18 protein-coding genes and 2 pseudogenes are annotated in these 18,047 nt (G+C 47.0%); 12 read left to right on the plus strand and 8 right to left on the minus strand.

The window, feature by feature from the left end; translation table 11 throughout:
• Positions 1-823 (minus strand): hypothetical protein (locus AADW22_RS17085; protein WP_407474763.1); only part of this gene is annotated, 823 nt, incomplete at its 3' end.
• A gap of 278 nt (positions 824-1,101) precedes the next feature.
• On the opposite strand from AADW22_RS17085, the gene AADW22_RS17090 reads away from it, so the two are divergent.
• A complete protein-coding gene (locus AADW22_RS17090) occupies positions 1,102-1,983 on the plus strand; it encodes an endonuclease domain-containing protein (RefSeq protein WP_407474764.1) in 882 nt (293 codons plus the stop codon).
• Between the two features lie 1,350 nt (positions 1,984-3,333).
• Positions 3,334-4,353 carry a replication initiator protein A gene (locus AADW22_RS17095; RefSeq protein ID WP_407474765.1) on the plus strand — a complete coding sequence of 340 codons (1,020 nt, stop codon included), beginning with the start codon at positions 3,334-3,336 and terminating at the stop codon, positions 4,351-4,353.
• A 105-nt stretch (positions 4,354-4,458) separates the two neighbouring features.
• On the opposite strand, the gene AADW22_RS17100 is transcribed toward AADW22_RS17095, so the two are convergent.
• Positions 4,459-6,681 (minus strand): hypothetical protein, encoded by a 2,223-nt coding sequence (locus AADW22_RS17100; RefSeq protein ID WP_407474766.1) that lies wholly within the window; start codon positions 6,679-6,681, stop codon positions 4,459-4,461.
• Entirely contained in the window at positions 6,678-7,043 is a 366-nt protein-coding gene (locus tag AADW22_RS17105) for a plasmid mobilization protein (RefSeq protein WP_407474767.1), read from the minus strand. The genes AADW22_RS17100 and AADW22_RS17105 overlap by 4 nt, the downstream gene beginning before the upstream one ends.
• Before the next feature lie 993 nt (positions 7,044-8,036).
• Here AADW22_RS17105 and AADW22_RS17110 point away from each other — a divergent pair.
• Both AADW22_RS17110 and AADW22_RS17115 read left to right on the plus strand, forming a co-directional pair.
• Positions 8,037-8,555, plus strand: coding sequence for a hypothetical protein (locus AADW22_RS17110; protein WP_407474768.1), 519 nt, complete (start codon positions 8,037-8,039; stop codon positions 8,553-8,555).
• A 60-nt stretch (positions 8,556-8,615) separates the two neighbouring features.
• Positions 8,616-9,467: an HIRAN domain-containing protein gene (locus AADW22_RS17115; RefSeq protein WP_407474769.1), complete on the plus strand. Its 852-nt coding sequence runs from the start codon at positions 8,616-8,618 to the stop codon at positions 9,465-9,467.
• Between the two features lie 10 nt (positions 9,468-9,477).
• On the opposite strand, the gene AADW22_RS17120 is transcribed toward AADW22_RS17115, so the two are convergent.
• Positions 9,478-9,735: a hypothetical protein gene (locus AADW22_RS17120; RefSeq protein WP_407474770.1), complete on the minus strand. Its 258-nt coding sequence runs from the start codon at positions 9,733-9,735 to the stop codon at positions 9,478-9,480.
• Complete coding sequence (locus AADW22_RS17125; RefSeq protein ID WP_407474771.1) at positions 9,736-10,392, minus strand: AAA family ATPase; 657 nt, start codon at positions 10,390-10,392, stop codon at positions 9,736-9,738.
• Positions 10,393-10,850: 458 nt separating this feature from the next.
• Between AADW22_RS17125 and AADW22_RS17130 the strand changes: the two genes are divergently transcribed.
• From AADW22_RS17130 to AADW22_RS17140, 3 genes are all read left to right on the plus strand, one after another.
• Complete coding sequence (locus tag AADW22_RS17130) at positions 10,851-11,495, plus strand: recombinase family protein (protein WP_407474772.1); 645 nt, start codon at positions 10,851-10,853, stop codon at positions 11,493-11,495.
• Positions 11,496-11,805: 310 nt separating this feature from the next.
• Complete coding sequence (locus AADW22_RS17135; protein WP_407474773.1) at positions 11,806-12,084, plus strand: hypothetical protein; 279 nt, start codon at positions 11,806-11,808, stop codon at positions 12,082-12,084.
• On the plus strand, positions 12,084-13,019 hold the full coding sequence (locus tag AADW22_RS17140; RefSeq protein ID WP_407474774.1) for a hypothetical protein: 936 nt from the start codon (positions 12,084-12,086) through the stop codon (positions 13,017-13,019). Before AADW22_RS17135 ends, AADW22_RS17140 begins: the two co-directional genes overlap by 1 nt.
• A 59-nt stretch (positions 13,020-13,078) precedes the next feature.
• On the opposite strand, the gene AADW22_RS17145 is transcribed toward AADW22_RS17140, so the two are convergent.
• On the minus strand, positions 13,079-13,390 hold the full coding sequence (locus AADW22_RS17145) for a hypothetical protein (RefSeq protein ID WP_407474775.1): 312 nt from the start codon (positions 13,388-13,390) through the stop codon (positions 13,079-13,081).
• 104 nt (positions 13,391-13,494) lie between these two features.
• Here AADW22_RS17145 and AADW22_RS17150 point away from each other — a divergent pair.
• The 3 genes and pseudogenes from AADW22_RS17150 to AADW22_RS17160 form a co-directional block, all read left to right on the plus strand.
• Positions 13,495-13,584, plus strand: a pseudogene (locus AADW22_RS17150) (IS481 family transposase); the annotation flags it as partial.
• A 103-nt stretch (positions 13,585-13,687) separates the two neighbouring features.
• Entirely contained in the window at positions 13,688-13,948 is a 261-nt protein-coding gene (locus AADW22_RS17155; RefSeq protein WP_407474776.1) for a hypothetical protein, read from the plus strand.
• Positions 13,945-14,460: a hypothetical protein gene (locus AADW22_RS17160; protein WP_407474777.1), complete on the plus strand. Its 516-nt coding sequence runs from the start codon at positions 13,945-13,947 to the stop codon at positions 14,458-14,460. The genes AADW22_RS17155 and AADW22_RS17160 overlap by 4 nt, the downstream gene beginning before the upstream one ends.
• Positions 14,461-14,671: 211 nt before the next feature.
• Here the strand turns inward: AADW22_RS17160 and AADW22_RS17165 are convergent.
• Positions 14,672-15,059: pseudogene (locus tag AADW22_RS17165) on the minus strand (DDE-type integrase/transposase/recombinase); the annotation flags it as partial.
• Positions 15,060-15,489: 430 nt separating this feature from the next.
• Between AADW22_RS17165 and AADW22_RS17170 the strand changes: the two are divergent.
• Both AADW22_RS17170 and AADW22_RS17175 read left to right on the plus strand, forming a co-directional pair.
• A complete protein-coding gene (locus AADW22_RS17170; RefSeq protein ID WP_407474778.1) occupies positions 15,490-15,981 on the plus strand; it encodes a helix-turn-helix domain-containing protein in 492 nt (163 codons plus the stop codon).
• A 66-nt stretch (positions 15,982-16,047) separates the two neighbouring features.
• Positions 16,048-16,524, plus strand: coding sequence for an NYN domain-containing protein (locus tag AADW22_RS17175; protein WP_407474779.1), 477 nt, complete (start codon positions 16,048-16,050; stop codon positions 16,522-16,524).
• A gap of 464 nt (positions 16,525-16,988) precedes the next feature.
• Here AADW22_RS17175 and AADW22_RS17180 read toward each other — a convergent pair.
• Positions 16,989-18,047: DNA cytosine methyltransferase (locus AADW22_RS17180; RefSeq protein ID WP_407474780.1), on the minus strand; the 1,059-nt coding region annotated here is incomplete at its 5' end.

The raw sequence follows: 18,047 nt of genomic DNA on the forward strand, positions 1-18,047 counted from the left end.
CCACGCTAGCCCCTATTTCCTTAAGAAAACCTTCCCTTGGCTCGGCAAGTTTCACTAGATATGGCTCAATTTCACTGTATGTTGCATGATGCAACATCCTATGAGCGTAGGGGTTGAGGATACAAATATTTTCTACTGTGTCCAAGCTCTTTTGAAAATGTCGCTGTTCCATCATAGGTAGCAAGTGATGTGCTTCGAGATAGGGCGCACCCGTGGCACGGGCAATGAATGTCTGATGGCCTGGCATCATTTCGCATACATTGCCAGACTTCGTCATGGCTTCGATAGCTACCTTTGGATCTCTGCGATACCTCAACGAAGACGAAGGCACTAAAACAGGAAGTTTTGCATTTGCAGCTTCTTGATACGCTTCCTCTGCTACTTGGTCGAACCCGTTCTGCCAGTCGATTGGAGCGCCGGACCTTGCCGCATTAAGCTCGTTTTCATCAAGGGAGCCGATCCATATTTCATCATTGCGCTCAAACAGAAACCAATAATCCCATACATTGGGACTAAACACCGCTTCATTAAAATACAGCCTCAGCTCATTCTTTGCTGGCTTAGGAAAATTTATCTTTAAATCAATATGTTGCCCCGTTGGAAATAACCGAAAGCGAAAAAGGACTTTTTCGCCCTGGCTTTCAGCTTTGCCAAGTGCACCTTTCGGAATATCGGGGTGGTACTTCATGAGCAAAAGGCGCTCATGACGAGCTACGGTCAGCTGCCGTTTCTTTGCTTCGTCCTTCTCAGTGATCTGAGAACCTGCGCCGCTGTCGGCTAAGAAAAAGGCTTTCAGGCTAGCGTCAAAATTAAAGTCATTCACGTCACAATTGCCTTCGCCCTAGACTACCATCTCTTTTTGGTATTGCCGAAGCCACCCTAGATTTCAATGCTGAGGTTCCTACCGGTTGCAGCCCAAAAAGTGTCAGATTTACCCCTGAAGTTTCACCGATCTATAACCTTCTCCATGTGCCGCGGCATTTTACCAGGTTCAGTGTTATGAAAACACTTTAGGGAAAGTCTCCATAAAATTAACACATGTCGGAGTGAAGCTTGCCAAAGAGCGGCGTGGAGGCCGTAACTATATAAAAAGGCTAAGCAATGAACATCCCCATCCGTCTACTAGCCATCTTTGTGTGTGTACTTGTTGGATTCTTCTTTCCTATAATCTTCGGGCTCGCCGCAGTGATCGCTTGGTCACTATATGAGGAGATCAGAGATCAAAAAGGGGCGGAACCAGCTTGGTCTGATCCACTGAATGCTCTGACTGCAGATGATGAGGGGTGGCTCCGACAGTTCCAGCTAAGATGTGAGTCACCAGCAGAAGTCGCTTTCCTGGATGCGATGGTCACGTCTTTTGGTTTGACACCGTATAAAGGCAGCCTTGTCGGCGGAGGTATCATGCTCCAACTACAAGTTCCTGTGGCAAAATATCGTCTCGATTTCCTGATAGACGAGGAACTGATTGTCGAAGTGGATGGCGCTAAATGGCACTCATCTCCAGAGGCCCTCGCAAGGGATGCCGAGCGGGATGATGTTCTGTCGAAAAAAGGCTATGAAACTCTGCGAATTCCAGCAAAGTTCCCCTTATATAATCCCAACGTCGCCGTCGCAAAATTCCGTGAGGCTTACGAAGCAAGATTAGCTCGGCAAGCTCAAAACCAATCCGTGCCAGATCAAAAGAGCGAGATCGAAAACAAGAGCAATCTTGAGGGTCACTCAGTCAGCAGGCCGCAAAGTCCTCTTGCCGCTTTAACGGCTACCGCTGAAAGTAGTGTTGATCGCTTTAGCAGTGCCGTAGAGACGCTCAACACTCGACTTGAGGAGTTCAATAAGCGCGCGGCACAATGGAAGGAAGATGATCTGAAGCGGGTACAGCAACAAAGCGAAGAGAGAAAAAAACGTCTTAAAGCTGAGCTTGAGGACAACCCCGACGTCAAAGCAATATATGATGACCTAATATCAAAAATGAGTAGACGCTAAGTATCATTTTTCACTGGAATGATCTTCGTACCTGCAGGAGAAGTTCACGGACCCAAGAGAGCCGAATGCTAAGGTTCGAGACGATATTTAGGGCAGATTTTAGATGCTTCGGAGGCTCAATCTTGCGTTTTGAGATGCAAGTTCGTCCCTAGACCTAAGAAAATCCGCAAAACTCTATCGTTGGTCTGTAGGCACATTTTCCATACAGCTTATTTTTTTATTTAAAATCAGCAACATGTACTCCTTGGGTCCAGAAACTACTCGTAAGATCATCTCTGCCAAAAACGTCCTAAACTGACCTTAGATAAGCGTATTTGAGCGTAGTTCACGGACCCAAAGCAGCCATACGTCGAAGTATATGTCTCAAATTTAAGTACGTTTTCAGATAACCTTGAACCAAAAATGATGGCTACAGATCCATATTCAGCACTATGACACCCAAAATCTGCTGAATATTCGAACCCACTGATAATGACAGCAGGGCATACCTATATTTTTGATATATTTATCAATAGCATAGCTTCTTGGGTCCCAAAACTACGCTGAGCGTATGCTCGAAATTGGCACTCCAGCTGCTTGAAACTAGCAGTAACAGGTTCACTGTAAGCGGTGCGCCGGTCCCAGAGTAGCTTAAGTTACGCCAGATACTGGTCGAACTAATGGGGGGGGGTAGCTCACTTAGACGATATGCCTCGGTTTTTCACGCGAAGGTCTTTGGAACCTGAACGAGTAGTTCACGGACCCAAGGCAGCCGAATATTTAAGCTTGGTCCCAGAACTACGCTGAGCTTTGGCGGTCATTTTAGTACTGATCCATCTTCGCGATGCTGCAAACTAGTCGAAAACCTGCGACCATCGCCGCCCACTATTCTTTGGGGCCAAGGATAGTCGCTCAAGGGTGATATCCGCGAAGCACTTCGCATGCAGTCGTCTCTTAGTTCTGCAACATGTGTGTGGGAATTTTACGTGCTCGTCGCGGCCACTTTTCGCTAGGCTCTTCTCTCAGCATTAACCACTCATGCCGTTCGGCATAGGGTGTTATATAGGTGTTATTCTTGTGTTACGGGATGGAATAACCAATATAAAGTATTGAAATTAATGTAAAAAAATCAATCTACGGTCGGTAAAACCACGAGACTTGGTCGGTAAAACCACGAGACTTGGTCGGTAAAACCACGACTGAAAAACGGGTTATCCACAAATGGATATGAAAATTAAGTAATTGAAAACAAACACTAAAAAGGTCGGTAAAACCACGACTTTTTAGTGACAAATAGGCCTTCATGAGTTATGAAGAACATAGACCGATAAAAAAAAGATTTTTTGGTCGACGAAACCACGAATGTTGACAATGCCTGAAACAAGCCCATTAAAACCCGATTTATACCCGCAAGGCGACCTGTTCTTGTGTGACGTTGCAGATGTGATCATTAAAGACGCGATGCCTCAGATGGAGCATCCTTTCTATTCTTTGTCTAAAAAACCCAATACTGGGGTCAAAGAATATCATCACGGTGATAACTGGATCCGCATCACCCCATCCGTCAAAGGTCATGCAACGATTTATGACAAAGATCTCTTAATTTACTGCATTAGTAAGCTGATGGATGCAAAAAAACGCGGTGAATTGATCTCTCCGCGGATTAGGATCGTGGCCCATCACTACCTAAAATTTACAAATCGCGGGACTTCAGGCCGCGATTACATGGCTTTCATTGAGAGCTTGGAGCGTCTCCGCGGGGTCAGTATTACAACAAACATACGTACAGGCGGAAAAGAACAAACAGATGTTTTTGGCATCATCGATAGTGCATCGGTAAAGCGTAAGCTAGGCCTTGATGGACGTATCGAATGGGTCGAGATGAAGCTTAGTGAGTGGCTGTTCAACGCAGTTGAGGCAAATGAGGTCTTAGCTCTACACAAAGACTACTTCCGCTTGAGAAAACCTATTGAGCGGAGAATTTACGAAATTGCTAGAAAACACTGTGGAAGACAGAACATCTGGAAGATCAGCGTCGATAAGCTTCTCAATAAAAGCGGCTCATCGATGAGCAAAAAACACTTTCGACCTGTTCTAAATAAATTGGCAACCAGCGATCATTTGCCGGACTATCTAGTAGAAGTGATAGGCGACAATGTTGTTTTTACGAACAAGGGTACCATGTTCGAAGACGATTCAGCATTGGACTTAAAACCTTTATCAGCTGATGCATATGACAAAGCACGACAAGCGGCTCCCGGCTGGGATATACGACATATCGAGCAAGAATGGTACAACTACGTGAAGCAAAAAAATGAGCCCATCGTTAGTAGCGATAAAGCTTTTATCGGCTTTTGTCGCTCATGGTTTGAGAAGCGTGGACGCCCTTAAGAAACGTCGCCTTGAAGCTATGCTGATGGGGGCTGCGGCGCTGTTGGATCTCTATCCATCTTTGTGAGCTGGAGCGCCTTCGTTTTTTTGAATCCTTAATTCGCCCTACGGGCCACCAGGTCCCTGCATTGACCGAGACCATGCTGTTAGCACTTTCTCTGCATACAACGGATCATCGGTATCTGGCATCAACTGAAGATCAGATGCCGTGTTATACATCCCACTATTCTCTGCAAACGATTTGCGCATCGGCTCGAGGGCTTTAGCTACTCGACCCATTGCTCGTCCGTCTACCCTGTCCCTAACTGCTCGAAGAACTCTGTGATCTTGTTTAGATTCTGCACCGCCTTCGACAGTAACTCTCGGTCCGCTTCCCTCCCCAATATTAGCTCTTCCAACAGCTCCCGCATTGGCTTCTCTTCGGATGCTTGTTTGTCTTGATCGAGCAGATCCTGGATCCCTTGATTCAGCTTTCGTTGCTCGTCGACCAACGCTTGCAGCGTCCTTATTTCGAGTGATGATTGTGTCATTTGGTCTGCTTTCCTCTAATTTTTTGTTCGTAGAATTCTGTAGTTTTAGCGCTTCGATCTGATCTTTCAGATTTTCAGAAATGTTCTCTCTGCGTCTGATATCGAGTGCTGACCGGCCACGACGAGCGACGCTGTGAGCCCGCAATTTATCGAGAAGCGGCTGCACTTTTTGAGCGACCCAGGACCGCGCAAGTCGGTGCTGGATCGTGACCTGCGGCTCCCGTGGCTGAGCCGTTTTTGAAGCATTGTGAGCTTGCATTTTATCAGTGAGATCGTCGTAATCGGCACGATGATGTTGTCGCTGAATCTTGTGATAAACATCAGCATCTGGAGTCGATGTCTTGTCTGCTCTGGCGGCATTGTGAGCACGCAGCTGATCAGTCAGACCATCATAGTCGTTGCGATGATGCTGACGCTGAATCGCGTGATAGACGCCGTCCGAAATCGATGACTCGACTGCTTTCGATGCATTGTGAACTCTCAGTTGATCAGTGAAATCATCGTACTCAGCATGATGATGCTGTCGCTGAATTCTTCGATAAACGTCTTCGTCTGCTCTTTCGACTACCCTTTTTGGGCTCTGTTCCAGAGCATCTCGAACTCCTCTGTCCCGTCCATGTCGATAATCTCTGTCCGATTCTGGACGAACAAGAACTGCACTTTCGACGACATCTCGTCGATCTTCTGCTCGGATCTCATTGAAATCTCGATCATCTCCTTGATCAACGGCATCAACGGATCTTCGCTCGACCCTTTTGGTGTCACCAGCTCGATAATCTGGGATGTGTCTGCTTTCGTTGCTTGCGTCATCGACATCAAGTCTGACCAGACGGCCGCTTTCTCCGCTTCGCTCAAGTCCATAAACTGCTCCAAGCTCACTGGCTCTGAGGTCTCTGGCTCGGGCGGCTCTGGATAGCTCTCCTCCATCGATTTCAGCATCTCTTCCTGCGTGGGTTGGTCTGTCATTTTCATTATCCTTTCCGACATTTTCTAAAATTGAATCTACTTGTGCTGCTTTAATTTTGAGTGATCGATTGGCGTTTTTCAGAACCGTGCCGTCTTCACCGACGATCAAGATTGCTGCACGTCTATCGCTCTTCTGAACTGTGACGCCGTGGGCTTCACAAAGCTCATTCAGCCCTGCTGCGATATCAGCCGGCGCAGCGCCTTGAAGGGCTGTAAGAGCTTCAGAGATGCTTGGTAAATTGTAGCCGGCCCGCTTCGCTTTCTGATGTGACTTGTCACCGTATTTCGCTAACGCTGGCTTCTCTTCAGTGAGATGTTTGATCGCAGCAGCAGTAGCTTTGTCACCGTCCGCATTCAGTGCGTTATAGACCGACTTGTTGTGCTTACCTTTCGTCAGGTTATGACCAAAAGCGAGCTCCATTTTCCTTGCGAGCTTTTCATTGCGACGCTTAAAATGAGCGTGATCGATCTGAGCTCCAGACCCATATGTTTCAGGAACTAGACCATGAAAGTGGGGTATCTTCGTTCCATCTGCTCGCGCTTTCACATGCTCGACTAGATAGATCGGCCGGTCGCCCATAGCGAACTCATCACGGATCATTTGGATCGCTTCATTGCGCTGATCGTCGGTCAATTCTTGGTCTGGACTGATGACGATATGACGAACCGATTTGCTACGCCCTAATGCGCGAGCATCCAGCTCAGCACCGACCAAGATGTCATTCACATCACCCTCGAGCACCCGCACGCTTTCGTTCTCATCTGTTTTATGGATGTGACCGACTGCGTTCTTTGCGCCTCCTATGGCGATGCGGGTTTGCTTTAAATTCATCGTCGATGCTGTATCCCAATCAGATACTCAGCGATGACTTGGGCATGATTTTTGAAGCCGTCTGCGTACTGCTTCGTACCTTTGAGATAGCGCTCAACCAGCTCATTACTCAGACGATCTGCAAGCTTGCGCTCATGCATAACCTTGGTGGCCTGGTTGATGTTGTCGGCCATGTTTTTGAGCAGTCGACGGATCTCGACCAGGTCTTCAGCACCTGGCAACTTGCGCATACTCGCCGCCCCGAAAACACGCATGCGCACCAGGTCAGCAGCCGAGAGACCAAGCTGTTCAGCCTCAGCATGGAGAACGTCCCGTTCTTCATCGGTAAGGCGAACTTTGAAGGTGTGGTCTCTTTTGGTCATGCGCGGTCTGCCTTCTTTCTTTGAGCCCAAATAGGGGCGACGGGGATCAAACGGGGCCGAGGCCCCTTTGCAAGCTCCCTGGGGGCCCTCGCAGAGGGCCACAAAGGGACGGCTTGCTAAGAACCAAAGCCTTCGTATTTTTGAAGTTGTAGAAATCTAGAAAAATGCAAGTGATGCAGACATTTAAGACTAGATCTTGGTGCTATCCTTAATTTTCAGATAACTAGAAATCGGGGTCAGGAGGAGACGATATATATCGACGATGACCCAGATTTCGGCACATCAACAAGCTGAAATGAGATCCATATCTGAGTGGAGAATTGGGGATCTTATAGGGGGCTTTGCCCCGCAGCTGTCGCTGCTCCCCAGGATTTTCTGCGCTCTGGATGCAGCTCAGCCCGTTGTTAGTTGCATGGGACCTTGCACATTATTCGCACCGGTGAGGAGGGATCCAAATCCGGCTGCGCGACGGATGCGGGTGGGTAGAATTCAGGGATGTCTTCTATCACAAGCATTAGACACCCTGTCAGTTCCTGACGGGGTGTCTGCCCTTTTACCCTATTTGAATAACTGAAGTAGGGTAAAAGGGATCTCGCTTTGATGTTGACGGAGCTTGATGGATTCTGCATCAATTAAGCATGAGCACAACGCATCACATCACCGAGAACTTCCGAATATCGGGCTGATTTTTCAGACCGATACTTGGGAGTGGCATGGTGCGGCGCGGGACTTATACACCCAGATTTTGCAGTAGATGACTGTGTTGCCGACGGTTCGAGTCCGTCCATTCCTACCACAAAACACCCACTTTGAAGCTATATCTTCGCATATACATATATGATCATACTAAGATGGGCAAGCCGTGACAATGTGAAGGCAGGGCCGTAGGCTCTTTTGTTTTCAACATATTAATACATAGTTCGACTTGAAATTAACCTTTTAAAAATCCTTTTACTGTATATACATATATGATTATACGGTAAGGAATGGCTCATGCGTTGGCGACCAGACGAAAAACTGCAAAAGCACCACGTTGATAGACACATCAATGAAGTAGAGCGCTACTATGCGACCCGCCTGACACAATTTCAGGGCCTAGTCAGAGTTAGCGATCATGAAGACAGAAAAACTCAGATGAGGTCTGCGAATGCGCGATGCAATGCGTGTGTAGCTAACTCAGTTATGCGTGCTGTGCGTGATAATGTTGTCTTAGAGCTAGCTCGAGCTGCTGAAATAAAAGCAGCTGATATGACGCTTACTTTGGCTCGACACTTGGTCGAAGAAATACTTGAGAGATCTGTTGATGACAGACTGCTGCTCGATGCGTTTGCTACCAAGGGACGTACTGCCGGCACGAAGACAAAAAACACCGTCAGTGACTTCGATTCAGAGATATCCATACTCAAAGCCAGTGTTGCAAATATGCGAAGTGATATGCTGCGTCGGAGAACGCCGTTACGTCTTGAAAACTCAGAGGAAATCAAAAGTTTAATCGAAAGTGGAGGTCTCTAAACGTTTGGTAAACCTTTATCGCATATACATATATGTACTTACTAAGTGGGGAGCCCATCAATGACTGACTATCGGAACTACAATGATTTATTTTCAGAGCTTCAAGAGACGCCGTCTTGCATAACATCTGTCGCCGGCATGCAGTTCTATGACTACGATGGCCACGATGACCTGGTCGGAAACATCAAGCCTAAACCAGGTGATCGCCTCCAGCTCGTCCGACGCCCTGAAAACAGAGCTGACGCAAACGCTGTCGAGGTTTGGTATCGAGACGGCCGCTTTCAGATCGGCCACCTGCCCAAAATCGTTGCTAGCTATGCAGCACAAGATCTAGATGCAGGTAAGTCATTGCGTTGCTACTGCGCTGATGGAGGTGACGGTGATGCTTGGTCGATGACAGTGGTGCTGTTTCATGAAGATCTGCACCCTGAGCTTCAAAAGAAGCAGTTCGAACGTAATCTTAGTGACCTGGAGCGACACTTCTCAGATTATGATGAAGAGACCCCATACTCGCCTGACAGCTTCGTAAAAAGCTATATCAAAACGACAGCACACAAGGATCAAAGCAAGCGCCGCCAGCAAGCTGCTGAAGCGTTTGTAGACCTTCTGATCGAGCCCGAGGACTATAGCCGTGCGATCCCGCTGCCCAAACAGCCGCCCAAATCAATGCGATCCAAGACTTTTGGATGGTGGGACGAGATACCCACAAACGTGGGTCTGAAAACCAAGACGCAATGGAGCGATATTGGCTACAATATCAAGAAGCGCGTTCGCAAACCATTCGCACACATCAGCTACAGGACCCGTCGCGACGATAAAGAATATGATCTCTATGCAAGCAACCAAGTCGAGCCAAAAAAGCTGAAGTCACACAAGCAAGTTCGAGCTACTTTGCTTAGAACACTGAGGTGATTGATCGGCTTCACTTCGCTTCGGGACCGCCCACAGATTTTAGATATGCGTCGATTGCATCATTCACGATGTCGCTGACCGGTCGACCCTCTTGGATCCGCTGATACTGCAAAGCCTTCCATTTCTCGGTGGGAAGATAGATACCAATCTTCTTTTCATTATTTTTTTTGGGTGCGCCGACCGGATTCTTGTCGACAACCTCAGCCTCTTTTGGTGCTGAGGTTTTCTTCGCTGCTGGTGTTGCCGCAAGGATGCTCTTTTTAGCCATTTATTTGATTTCCTTCTCGATAAATTTGGCAAGCTTTGTGATTTCGTTGCGAGCTTGGAGACTGCGCAGATCGCGGGTTTCAGAAATGCCTCGGCCGGACTGAATAGAGTCGCGGTATGCTGTGCGTTCATGCATGACAGCAGGTGCTTGGGGTAGATCGGGGCAGCTGGCCGCCAGGAACTCACTGAACTCGTCCAAGGTAGCTTTAGAGCGTGTGCTTGCTCGCGTGAGGACTGAGAATGCCTTGGTGCCGGAGCGTTTGTTGGCCTGGATCACTTCGTAGGTATCATCAAATGTCACAGCATCGAGTGGTGAGACTGCAAGCGGGGCTAGGATCAAGTCAGCAACCTGAACTGCCTTCTCCACTGCCGCTCCGACATGGGGAGGCGTATCAATGATGCAATGAGTGAATCCAAGCTCTGCGGCTTCGGCAATCTTCTCGTCAATATTGCCTGTGTGAGCCTCGTTAATAACGGGCGCTTCGGCATCACGAAAGAACTCAAAGGTTCGCCATAGGGTCCTTTGCTTTGCGTCCGCATCGAGCAGTAAAACACGGTTGCCGCGCTTATTATCAAGGAGGATTCCAAGATGCCAGGCCAGCGTAGTCTTAGCCGCACCCCCCTTCTCTGTGATAATCGAGATGACCTTCATGCTCATCAACCTTTTTTTGATACAAATATCATGTGCCCTATAAATCAAAATATACACTTATCAAAATATAAGTCAATCACTTTATCAATGTATCAAAAGATTTTTTGATACAAATATACAAATATCAAGTGATAACTTTATCTTAATATCAAATAATCGTTTGATATTAATGTTGTTTGGTACTTTTATCATATGATATTTGTATCAAAAAATTATTTGGTGTTATTTTAGATAGATCCTAAATAGACGGAAATACAGACTTCCAACTTTTACCGTGTTTTTAGGGTACACCCTAGATGGACGGTAATATGAACTCAACAAATGTTTACCGTTTATTTTAGGTATACCCATAGTAGTAGATCGGCGGATATACGCTTTACCGTCTATTTTAAGTACCATTTTAACTAATAGACGGTATTCTAATATAGATCTAGGGGTGATAATAAACGGTAAAGGGCAGTCACATGGGGCAAATTATTGGATACCGCCGCGTTTCCACATCATCGCAGAACTTCACACGTCAGGAGCTTCCTAAGTGTCATATCGTATTTGAAGAGTACATCAGCGGTAGTTCGAAGGAGCGCCCAGAACTGGCTAAAATGATGCGTCATGCACGAGCTGGCGATACTGTCCTTGTCCACTCGATTGATCGTCTCGCTCGGAGCTTGCAGGACCTGCAAAACATCGTTGACGAACTCGTTGAAAACGGTGTCACCGTGAAGTTCTTGAAAGAGAACCTGACCTTCTCTCAAGGCGAAGATAACGCAAGCGGCCGCCTCATGCTTCAAGTGTTGGGGTCGATTGCTGAGTTTGAACGCACTCTCATCAAAGCTCGCCAGAAAGAAGGGGTCGAGCGTGCTAAGCGTGAAGGCAAATATCTGGGCCGGCAGGTATCAATCGACTATGACTACATTAAGAATGTCTGGGAAGCAGATCGAACTCAGTCAATGAAGACCATTTCAGATCGGGTCGGCTGTTCGAGAGCAACAGTCTACAATGTCTTATCGAAGTATGAGCCTTACACCTCTTACAAGGGTAAGAACTTGACTCCAGCAGAACGCGCCAATCTTGCGCTTGGTTCTGCTCAGGGCCACAATCCTGGCAACTGATACAAGCTTCCCTTTTGGCGGATTTGGAAACGGAACCATATTTCGCGAACAAACCCAAACCTAAAAGGAAACTATATGACGACTGCCACTGCATTCCTCGCCGCTGCTACAAAGTATGTACTCGCTTATACCGGCTTCGTAACAGCTTATACTCTGCTGCTCAAAGTGCTTCGCAAAAATGATAATGACGATAAATCATAGTTCGATGCTTCGATTCAACAAACACTTGAATTTCAGTGAGAGCATCAAACGAAATACATTTCAGATGGCTATAATTGAGCGTTACCTAAAATGAACGGAAAGATAAAAAATGAAGATTACTGGATTTGATGCGATCACGAAAAAAACCAACCAGATGGCGAAGTTTGCTGATGAAATAAACGGGGAACTGGCGAACGTAATTTATGACCCTGAAAATCCAGAAAGTATTGAAACAGCAATCCAACAAGTGAACGACGCAATTGACGAAAAAACTAGGTCATATGATCGTAACGATTGGATACAGAACCTTGCCGCACAACTTAAAGAGCAGTTTCGCAACAGCATACTAGAAAAAGCGGCCGCGGCTCGGATGGGTAAGGAGCATTAATGACGATAGAATCCGCATTTAAAGATCTGAACAACGCAATTTTGGATCTACAGCACGCAGACCACAATACTTACGAACGTCCCGTGAAAAAAATGGCAGTGGCGCTAGACAACTCAGAACTACAAGCGATCAACAAAAAACTGAAAGATAACGTCGACTTCGAAAATTTTATTGAAAATTCATACCACGGCAGCTCTATGGTTGGGAGCGCCCAGTTAAACTGGCCTCTCGAAAGAGAGTTGGAGCTAGGCCTAACTCTACACATAATTGAGAAATCAAGGAACGATCCTCACTGGCTACAAAACTTTGCGTTTGAATGGTACTATGATGGCAACAAAATTATCAGTAGCCTTCGCAAGTTAAATCGGTCTGTTTTTATCCCATTCGCGAGGGATTATAAGGATTATATAGCCAAAGTAGCGCCCAAACATGAGATCAAGAGCCATGAAGTAGAAGCTCTCAATCTAGTTGATAGGGTAGAGGAAAACAGAGAACCAATACTCTTTGTCTCCAAACTAATTATTACTTTGACTGAAGAGTTGCGGGAGAAGGTACGAGGAGACAACAAGCTATCACCCGTTGAACGGACTGCGGCATTGGAAGTATTGGATAAGATTCAAAAACTTAGTCAAGAAGCCCAGACGATGTCCGAGACCCCCCCCGATTTGCTGATGAGCAATGACGATATCCAATCATGGACAGAACGCTTCAAGTCAGCAATCAACGAGAGCATAGACACAATTATTGATCCAAAAAACCTCGCAAATGCCGCTGTGCCGACTGGCTTAATTCTTGGATGCGGTGCTCTGGGTGCGATGATTGGTGGTCCACTGGGTTTTGGAGCTGGGAGCATGCTCGGCCACTTAATCACAGGTCAAATCAAACCCGGTGCTGCGGCCAAGACTATCCAAGACGCTGTTTCAGACCGTTCGTGAAGCCATTGTGAACGTCGCTACTTGTATGTCGCGACAGGTCCATAGGGCCGCCATGTGCATTATTTGCCCCGCTTACACGCGCGGAAAACCTTATTCCCAAAGATTTCTATCATCACAGATTGGGAGTAGGGGTCTCCCTCGATAACAGGTTGGTCCCAGGCTGCATCGACCATTTTCATGGTCAGGTCTAAAAGCTCTTGATCAGCCTTGAAGGTAGCTTTCATTTGAGCCTCTACCGCTGTTTTCTTCTGGCCTTGTTGGCGAAGTAGCATGACGCCTTCACTCATTTCTTTCATAGAGATGCACCGATCAGCTAACGCAGGCAAAGGTGTCGCAATTAGTAACACGAGAAAGCCCATATATTTAATCATCATCTCATCCCGTTACTATTGTTCCAACAGCGTTGAGCTTCAGCTTTTAATGACGATATCGCAACCCTAAGAAGAAATTGGCAAGCATAACAATCGACGAATAGGAACGGTTTTACAACTTCGCCTGACCGCACGGTGTCCACAACGGGCAAACCCCTTACGAAGCTCTCAGAGAAAAGTTACAGTACCCCTGAAAGGGTCCTGCAGATCCGTCTAGGTTACACTAGGAAACTAGGGGCCCCCCACTATTTTATCTTTTTATAGATCAAAATTCTTGGGCGAGTTGAAAGGATAGAGATGAAGAGTTTTATTTTGATCGTAGCGGCGACTGTTTTTGCCACAACAGCAAGCGCTGGTCAGATTGGGTCCGGCGGTGTGCAGTCGATCCGCGACAATGGCCGCATCAACAGTGAGCCGAGTTGGACCATCACCTGCACCAGCGGCTGGGGTGTTGTGCGCCGATCTGGGAACGCGTGGGCTGACAACTCGGGCAATACATATTCGGATAGGCTTTGGTCTCTATCATTGGAAGAGTTTGCGCGGGAGATGTGCGCATGATGCTGAAGCGATATGTTTTTGCTGGTTTAGTAACTTGCTTCGCCTCGACCTCTCACGCTGCCGATGGGCCGAGTTACGATAAGACTGTAAATTTTATACAATCGAAATTACTATCGGGAGCCTTCCCACATCGTCGAGATGGTGACAGTGTTTCTTTCGATATTTCAAATTGCGTTATATCCAAGGAAATTATTGACTATGGTAGTAATTCAAGCAGTAGTCCGTATCGTTATGTTGGTACGTACACATGGAGCCTGTCCCTCAGTCAAATAGACCCATCTACTGCCAGAGTTACAGAATATGATAGTATTGATCTTGGCGTGACTGGACGTGCGAATTCCGTGCGCCAAGTTAACTCATATGCCGACGGTAGAACTGAAAGAAAATTCTATCATTTGTTTGAAATTGGTACGCGTGAAGTTAAGCCTCCTTCATCTGATAGTATGCCTAGAGTAGCTCGCGCACTTCAGCACCTTGTGAATTTATGTGGTGGCGCAGAAGAGCTTTTCTAACGGTATTAGATACAATGTTAGTATCATAGATCCCATGTGAGAGCCCTCCCAAACCCCTGGTTTTTGGAACGGCTTGTGCTCGCGCAGCGGAGTTCCGCTTCAAGCACTCTGTACCAATCTTCTGCACCTCGGCTAAGGTATGTATTCATCAGGCAGTTTGGACTTGTCACAATTTAGTGCCGCCCCGATTGCTTGTTTAGGCCACTTGTCGTTCGAATATAGCCGCCTCAGCCGGCCGCCTCGTTACCCATGACCGCCGCCAGATCAGTTCTGCTTTGATGGTTTTGAAAACGTCTCAACAGCCGCATTATCACAGCAATCGTCTTTGCCAGAGATCGACACATTGAACCGGTGTTGGCGCTGAAGCTTTTGGTGGTCATGTGAACAATATTGCAACCCGCGATGCGAATGATGGATGCAGCCTTTAGCGCGGGTGCCGGAATGCCATCTGCAGCGCCTGGATTATCAGGTCACGTTTTTATCCCACTACTAACGGCCCAGCCGACGACACGGCAAGAATTTAAGTCCAGTATCACCGTGAGATAAAGCCACCCCTCGCGGGTCTAGGCACAACTGATATCACCTGCCCGTTTCTGGTTCTGTCCACCGCGATGGAAAATTTACGCGTAGTCACGCCAAATCCGCCCATCCTGCTCCCTCTCGATGAATTTGCCCCTCATGCACATGCCTGCAATCGAGAACGCAGCGGGGCAGATTTCAGGCTTTGGTGTGAGGCTCTGGCCGATCATTTAAGATGATACGCCTTTTAACCCGATAGATTGCCCCGCACCGGGCGACATCAGTGTCAGGGACATATTTGTCTATTAGGTATGCGGAATTCGTGAGATTATTTTCATGTGTTTATAATCATATACTTTGGGTGGCATGAGCGTCATGGGAGGCAGTGACATGTGCGTCATGGGGTGAGAGACATCTATGTCTGGGGTGTATGACACCCTTGTCACCCTTCAGAACCTTGTTTTCTTGGCCAAAGGTGGAATATCTCTATTACAGCACAAGGGGATTACCATGCCGACTATCAAAGTAGGAAAGACGGATGCAGAGAACCTGCACGTAAATGAAAAAAAGTGGTCTAAGCCTCTTATGCAAGCTGGCTGGAGTGCAGTTCCTAGTATCCTGATCGAAAAGCAGCAAGCTCTCGGGCTCGATCCAGTTGATATGAACATCATCCTGCATTTGATCCAGTATTGGTGGCATCCCGACAACCCGCCACATCCATCAGTCGGGACGATAGCAGAAGCTATTGGGCGCGATCCGCGTACCGTAACGAGACGGATCACTGCGTTAGCACAGCTTGGTTTTCTTGAGCGTACAGAACGCCGGCAGACACGTAATGGCAGTGATACCAACCTTTACAGCTTCAACGGTCTAATACAGAAACTTCAACCTTATGCAGTCGAAAAGATCGCCGAGAAAGAAATGGCAAAAGCAGTCAAGGCGGCACGCGTATCACGCAAAAAGCCAAAACTGGTTGTCAACAACCCCACCGATACTCAGTAAACGACTTAATCAGCATTTTAGTGCCTGGTGCGTCGAGTAAATCGAGCAAGAAGAAGAAGAAAAAGAATGACTATCTACGCATACATAGACAGCCAGAATCTGAAAAAATCAGTTGAAGAAATTGATAAAGAACTCGATTACCGACGGTTTCGACTCTGGCTTAAGAACAAAAAAAATATTGATCGTGCCTTCATGTACTTTGGATACCTTCGTAACCAGCAAGATCATTATGACTATCTAGAGAAGTGTGGCTTCGAATTGGTATTTCGTGATGTGGACTTTCAGCACGGGCAGCGTAAAGCCAACGTTGATATCTGCCTAACTATCGGTGTGCTGGATCAGATTGACCAGTTCAATGAAGCATTTTTGGTGACATCTGATGGTGACTTCTATGACCTTACAGAGAGGCTAAAACAGGTAGGTAAACTTGGCGGTGTTATCAGCCCACAGTCTTCAGGATCATGTTCTCGTCTTTTGAAAAGAAGCTGCGGCGGCAAAATTTCTTTCATTCCAGACAACATTCACAAATTTGAAATGCGCTGAAACGACAAAAGCCACCCCGCAGTGTCGAAACAACTTTTGGGATGGCTTTTGAAGTGTGTTGAAGGAGCACCTCAGCGTCGAAACAACTTTCGGTACCGGCCCTTCGTTGGAAACAAATATATTAGAAAAATGCATAAATGCAAGGGCCTGTATCATACGATACGCAACGTCACGCACATTATCTTAATCTAAGTCATTGACAAATAACAAAAAAATACATGTTGCGTTTTTACTAAAAAGGACGAAGCCCCTGCCATGTGTGGCGCGAATTTTGTTCTATCGAGCGGTCAGCCCATTTTCCCCTGCTTTCCGTCTCTATTTCGCAAGGATCAAAAACATATGGCTCTGGTATGGCCACCAGAATTTTAATCATCTTGCTGGCGCACAACACCACGGTCTGACCTTCCATCAAGAAGGAGCTCAATACTTTAAGGCTTGAGTACTTCCTAGCCAACCAATTCCCCTTAGAGCTTGGCGTTCGCGACTGTTACACCTAGGCCGAATTCCCGAGATTCAATCTCATCAAGCTTTACGAGCATGGCTTCCGCTACGGCTTTCACCACAGGTACAGGAACCGCGTTGCCAAACTGTTTATATGCCGCTGATCTAGTCGGGTGTGGGATAAAGCTATCTGGGAAGCCCTGCAAGCGAGCGCACTCTCTCGGTGTTAGTAACCTCGGGTTTTTTCCTTCTTGAGGAATGAGGCATTCTTTACCGTCTTTATAATATCTCGCCACAATCGTGTTAGAGGGTCTATTTAGATCGGCAGTGTGAGCTGTGAAACCTGTCCCTCTGGCAATGTTGGCCGCCGTTCTACGCTGGTGGCCGGCCCATCCACGATCTGATAGCGTATACTTCTCATCAACATCTTTTTCTAGGGCGGTGCGCAGTGGAATGGGATCCCCAGACAGATCTGGGAAAGTCATTTTTTCTTCCATATCAGCATCTCGAAATGCGACCATGAAACAACGCTTGCGTCGCTGTGGTACCAACGTCTCTGAGTTCAGAACACTCCATGATAGACTATAACCTAGATCTTCAACTACGCGTTTCAGAACGTCAAAGGTCTTTCCGCCGTCGTGTCGGACAATGTTACTCACGTTTTCCAGCAACAGCGCCTTAGGTTTTTTTATCTTCACGATACGTGCGATATCGTAAAACAGCGTGCCCTGTGTTTCGTCTAAAAGTCCATGTGATTGACCTAACGCGTTACGTGCAGATACACCGGCAAGGCTAAAGGGCTGACATGGAAATCCAGCAGCAAGAATATCATGGTCAGGAATTTGAGTTCTGATCACGTTGTCTGGACGGTCAGGAGCAGTAATTGCTCGAATGTCCCCATGTGGGTTCATGCCGTGGTTTTGCTTGTAAGTCGAACGCGCTTTCTCATCTATTTCGGACGCGAAAACGCATTCTCCGCCTAAGCTCTGTAAAGCCAGGTGAAATCCGCCGATGCCTGCAAAGAGATCAATAAACTTGAAGGGTGTCATTCTATGGCCTGCCGTAACTGCGCAAAACTCGGT

It is taken from the genome of Sulfitobacter sp. PM12, from assembly GCF_045586035.1.
GTDB classification, from domain to species: domain Bacteria; phylum Pseudomonadota; class Alphaproteobacteria; order Rhodobacterales; family Rhodobacteraceae; genus Sulfitobacter; species Sulfitobacter pontiacus.

What these genes read in the sequence shown, in the direction of transcription:
- AADW22_RS17135 (WP_407474773.1), top strand. Translation starts at nt 11,806, where the DNA reads ATGAAGATTACTGGATTTGATGCGATCACGAAAAAAACCAACCAGATG.
- AADW22_RS17090 (WP_407474764.1), top strand. Translation starts at nt 1,102, where the DNA reads ATGAACATCCCCATCCGTCTACTAGCCATCTTTGTGTGTGTACTTGTT.
- AADW22_RS17125 (WP_407474771.1), bottom strand. Translation starts at nt 10,392, where the DNA reads ATGAGCATGAAGGTCATCTCGATTATCACAGAGAAGGGGGGTGCGGCT.
- AADW22_RS17175 (WP_407474779.1), top strand. Translation starts at nt 16,048, where the DNA reads ATGACTATCTACGCATACATAGACAGCCAGAATCTGAAAAAATCAGTT.
- AADW22_RS17110 (WP_407474768.1), top strand. Translation starts at nt 8,037, where the DNA reads ATGCGTTGGCGACCAGACGAAAAACTGCAAAAGCACCACGTTGATAGA.
- AADW22_RS17115 (WP_407474769.1), top strand. Translation starts at nt 8,616, where the DNA reads ATGACTGACTATCGGAACTACAATGATTTATTTTCAGAGCTTCAAGAG.
- AADW22_RS17120 (WP_407474770.1), bottom strand. Translation starts at nt 9,735, where the DNA reads ATGGCTAAAAAGAGCATCCTTGCGGCAACACCAGCAGCGAAGAAAACC.
- AADW22_RS17160 (WP_407474777.1), top strand. Translation starts at nt 13,945, where the DNA reads ATGATGCTGAAGCGATATGTTTTTGCTGGTTTAGTAACTTGCTTCGCC.
- AADW22_RS17130 (WP_407474772.1), top strand. Translation starts at nt 10,851, where the DNA reads ATGGGGCAAATTATTGGATACCGCCGCGTTTCCACATCATCGCAGAAC.
- AADW22_RS17155 (WP_407474776.1), top strand. Translation starts at nt 13,688, where the DNA reads ATGAAGAGTTTTATTTTGATCGTAGCGGCGACTGTTTTTGCCACAACA.
- AADW22_RS17140 (WP_407474774.1), top strand. Translation starts at nt 12,084, where the DNA reads ATGACGATAGAATCCGCATTTAAAGATCTGAACAACGCAATTTTGGAT.
- AADW22_RS17095 (WP_407474765.1), top strand. Translation starts at nt 3,334, where the DNA reads ATGCCTGAAACAAGCCCATTAAAACCCGATTTATACCCGCAAGGCGAC.
- AADW22_RS17170 (WP_407474778.1), top strand. Translation starts at nt 15,490, where the DNA reads ATGCCGACTATCAAAGTAGGAAAGACGGATGCAGAGAACCTGCACGTA.
- AADW22_RS17145 (WP_407474775.1), bottom strand. Translation starts at nt 13,390, where the DNA reads ATGATTAAATATATGGGCTTTCTCGTGTTACTAATTGCGACACCTTTG.
- AADW22_RS17105 (WP_407474767.1), bottom strand. Translation starts at nt 7,043, where the DNA reads ATGACCAAAAGAGACCACACCTTCAAAGTTCGCCTTACCGATGAAGAA.
- AADW22_RS17100 (WP_407474766.1), bottom strand. Translation starts at nt 6,681, where the DNA reads ATGAATTTAAAGCAAACCCGCATCGCCATAGGAGGCGCAAAGAACGCA.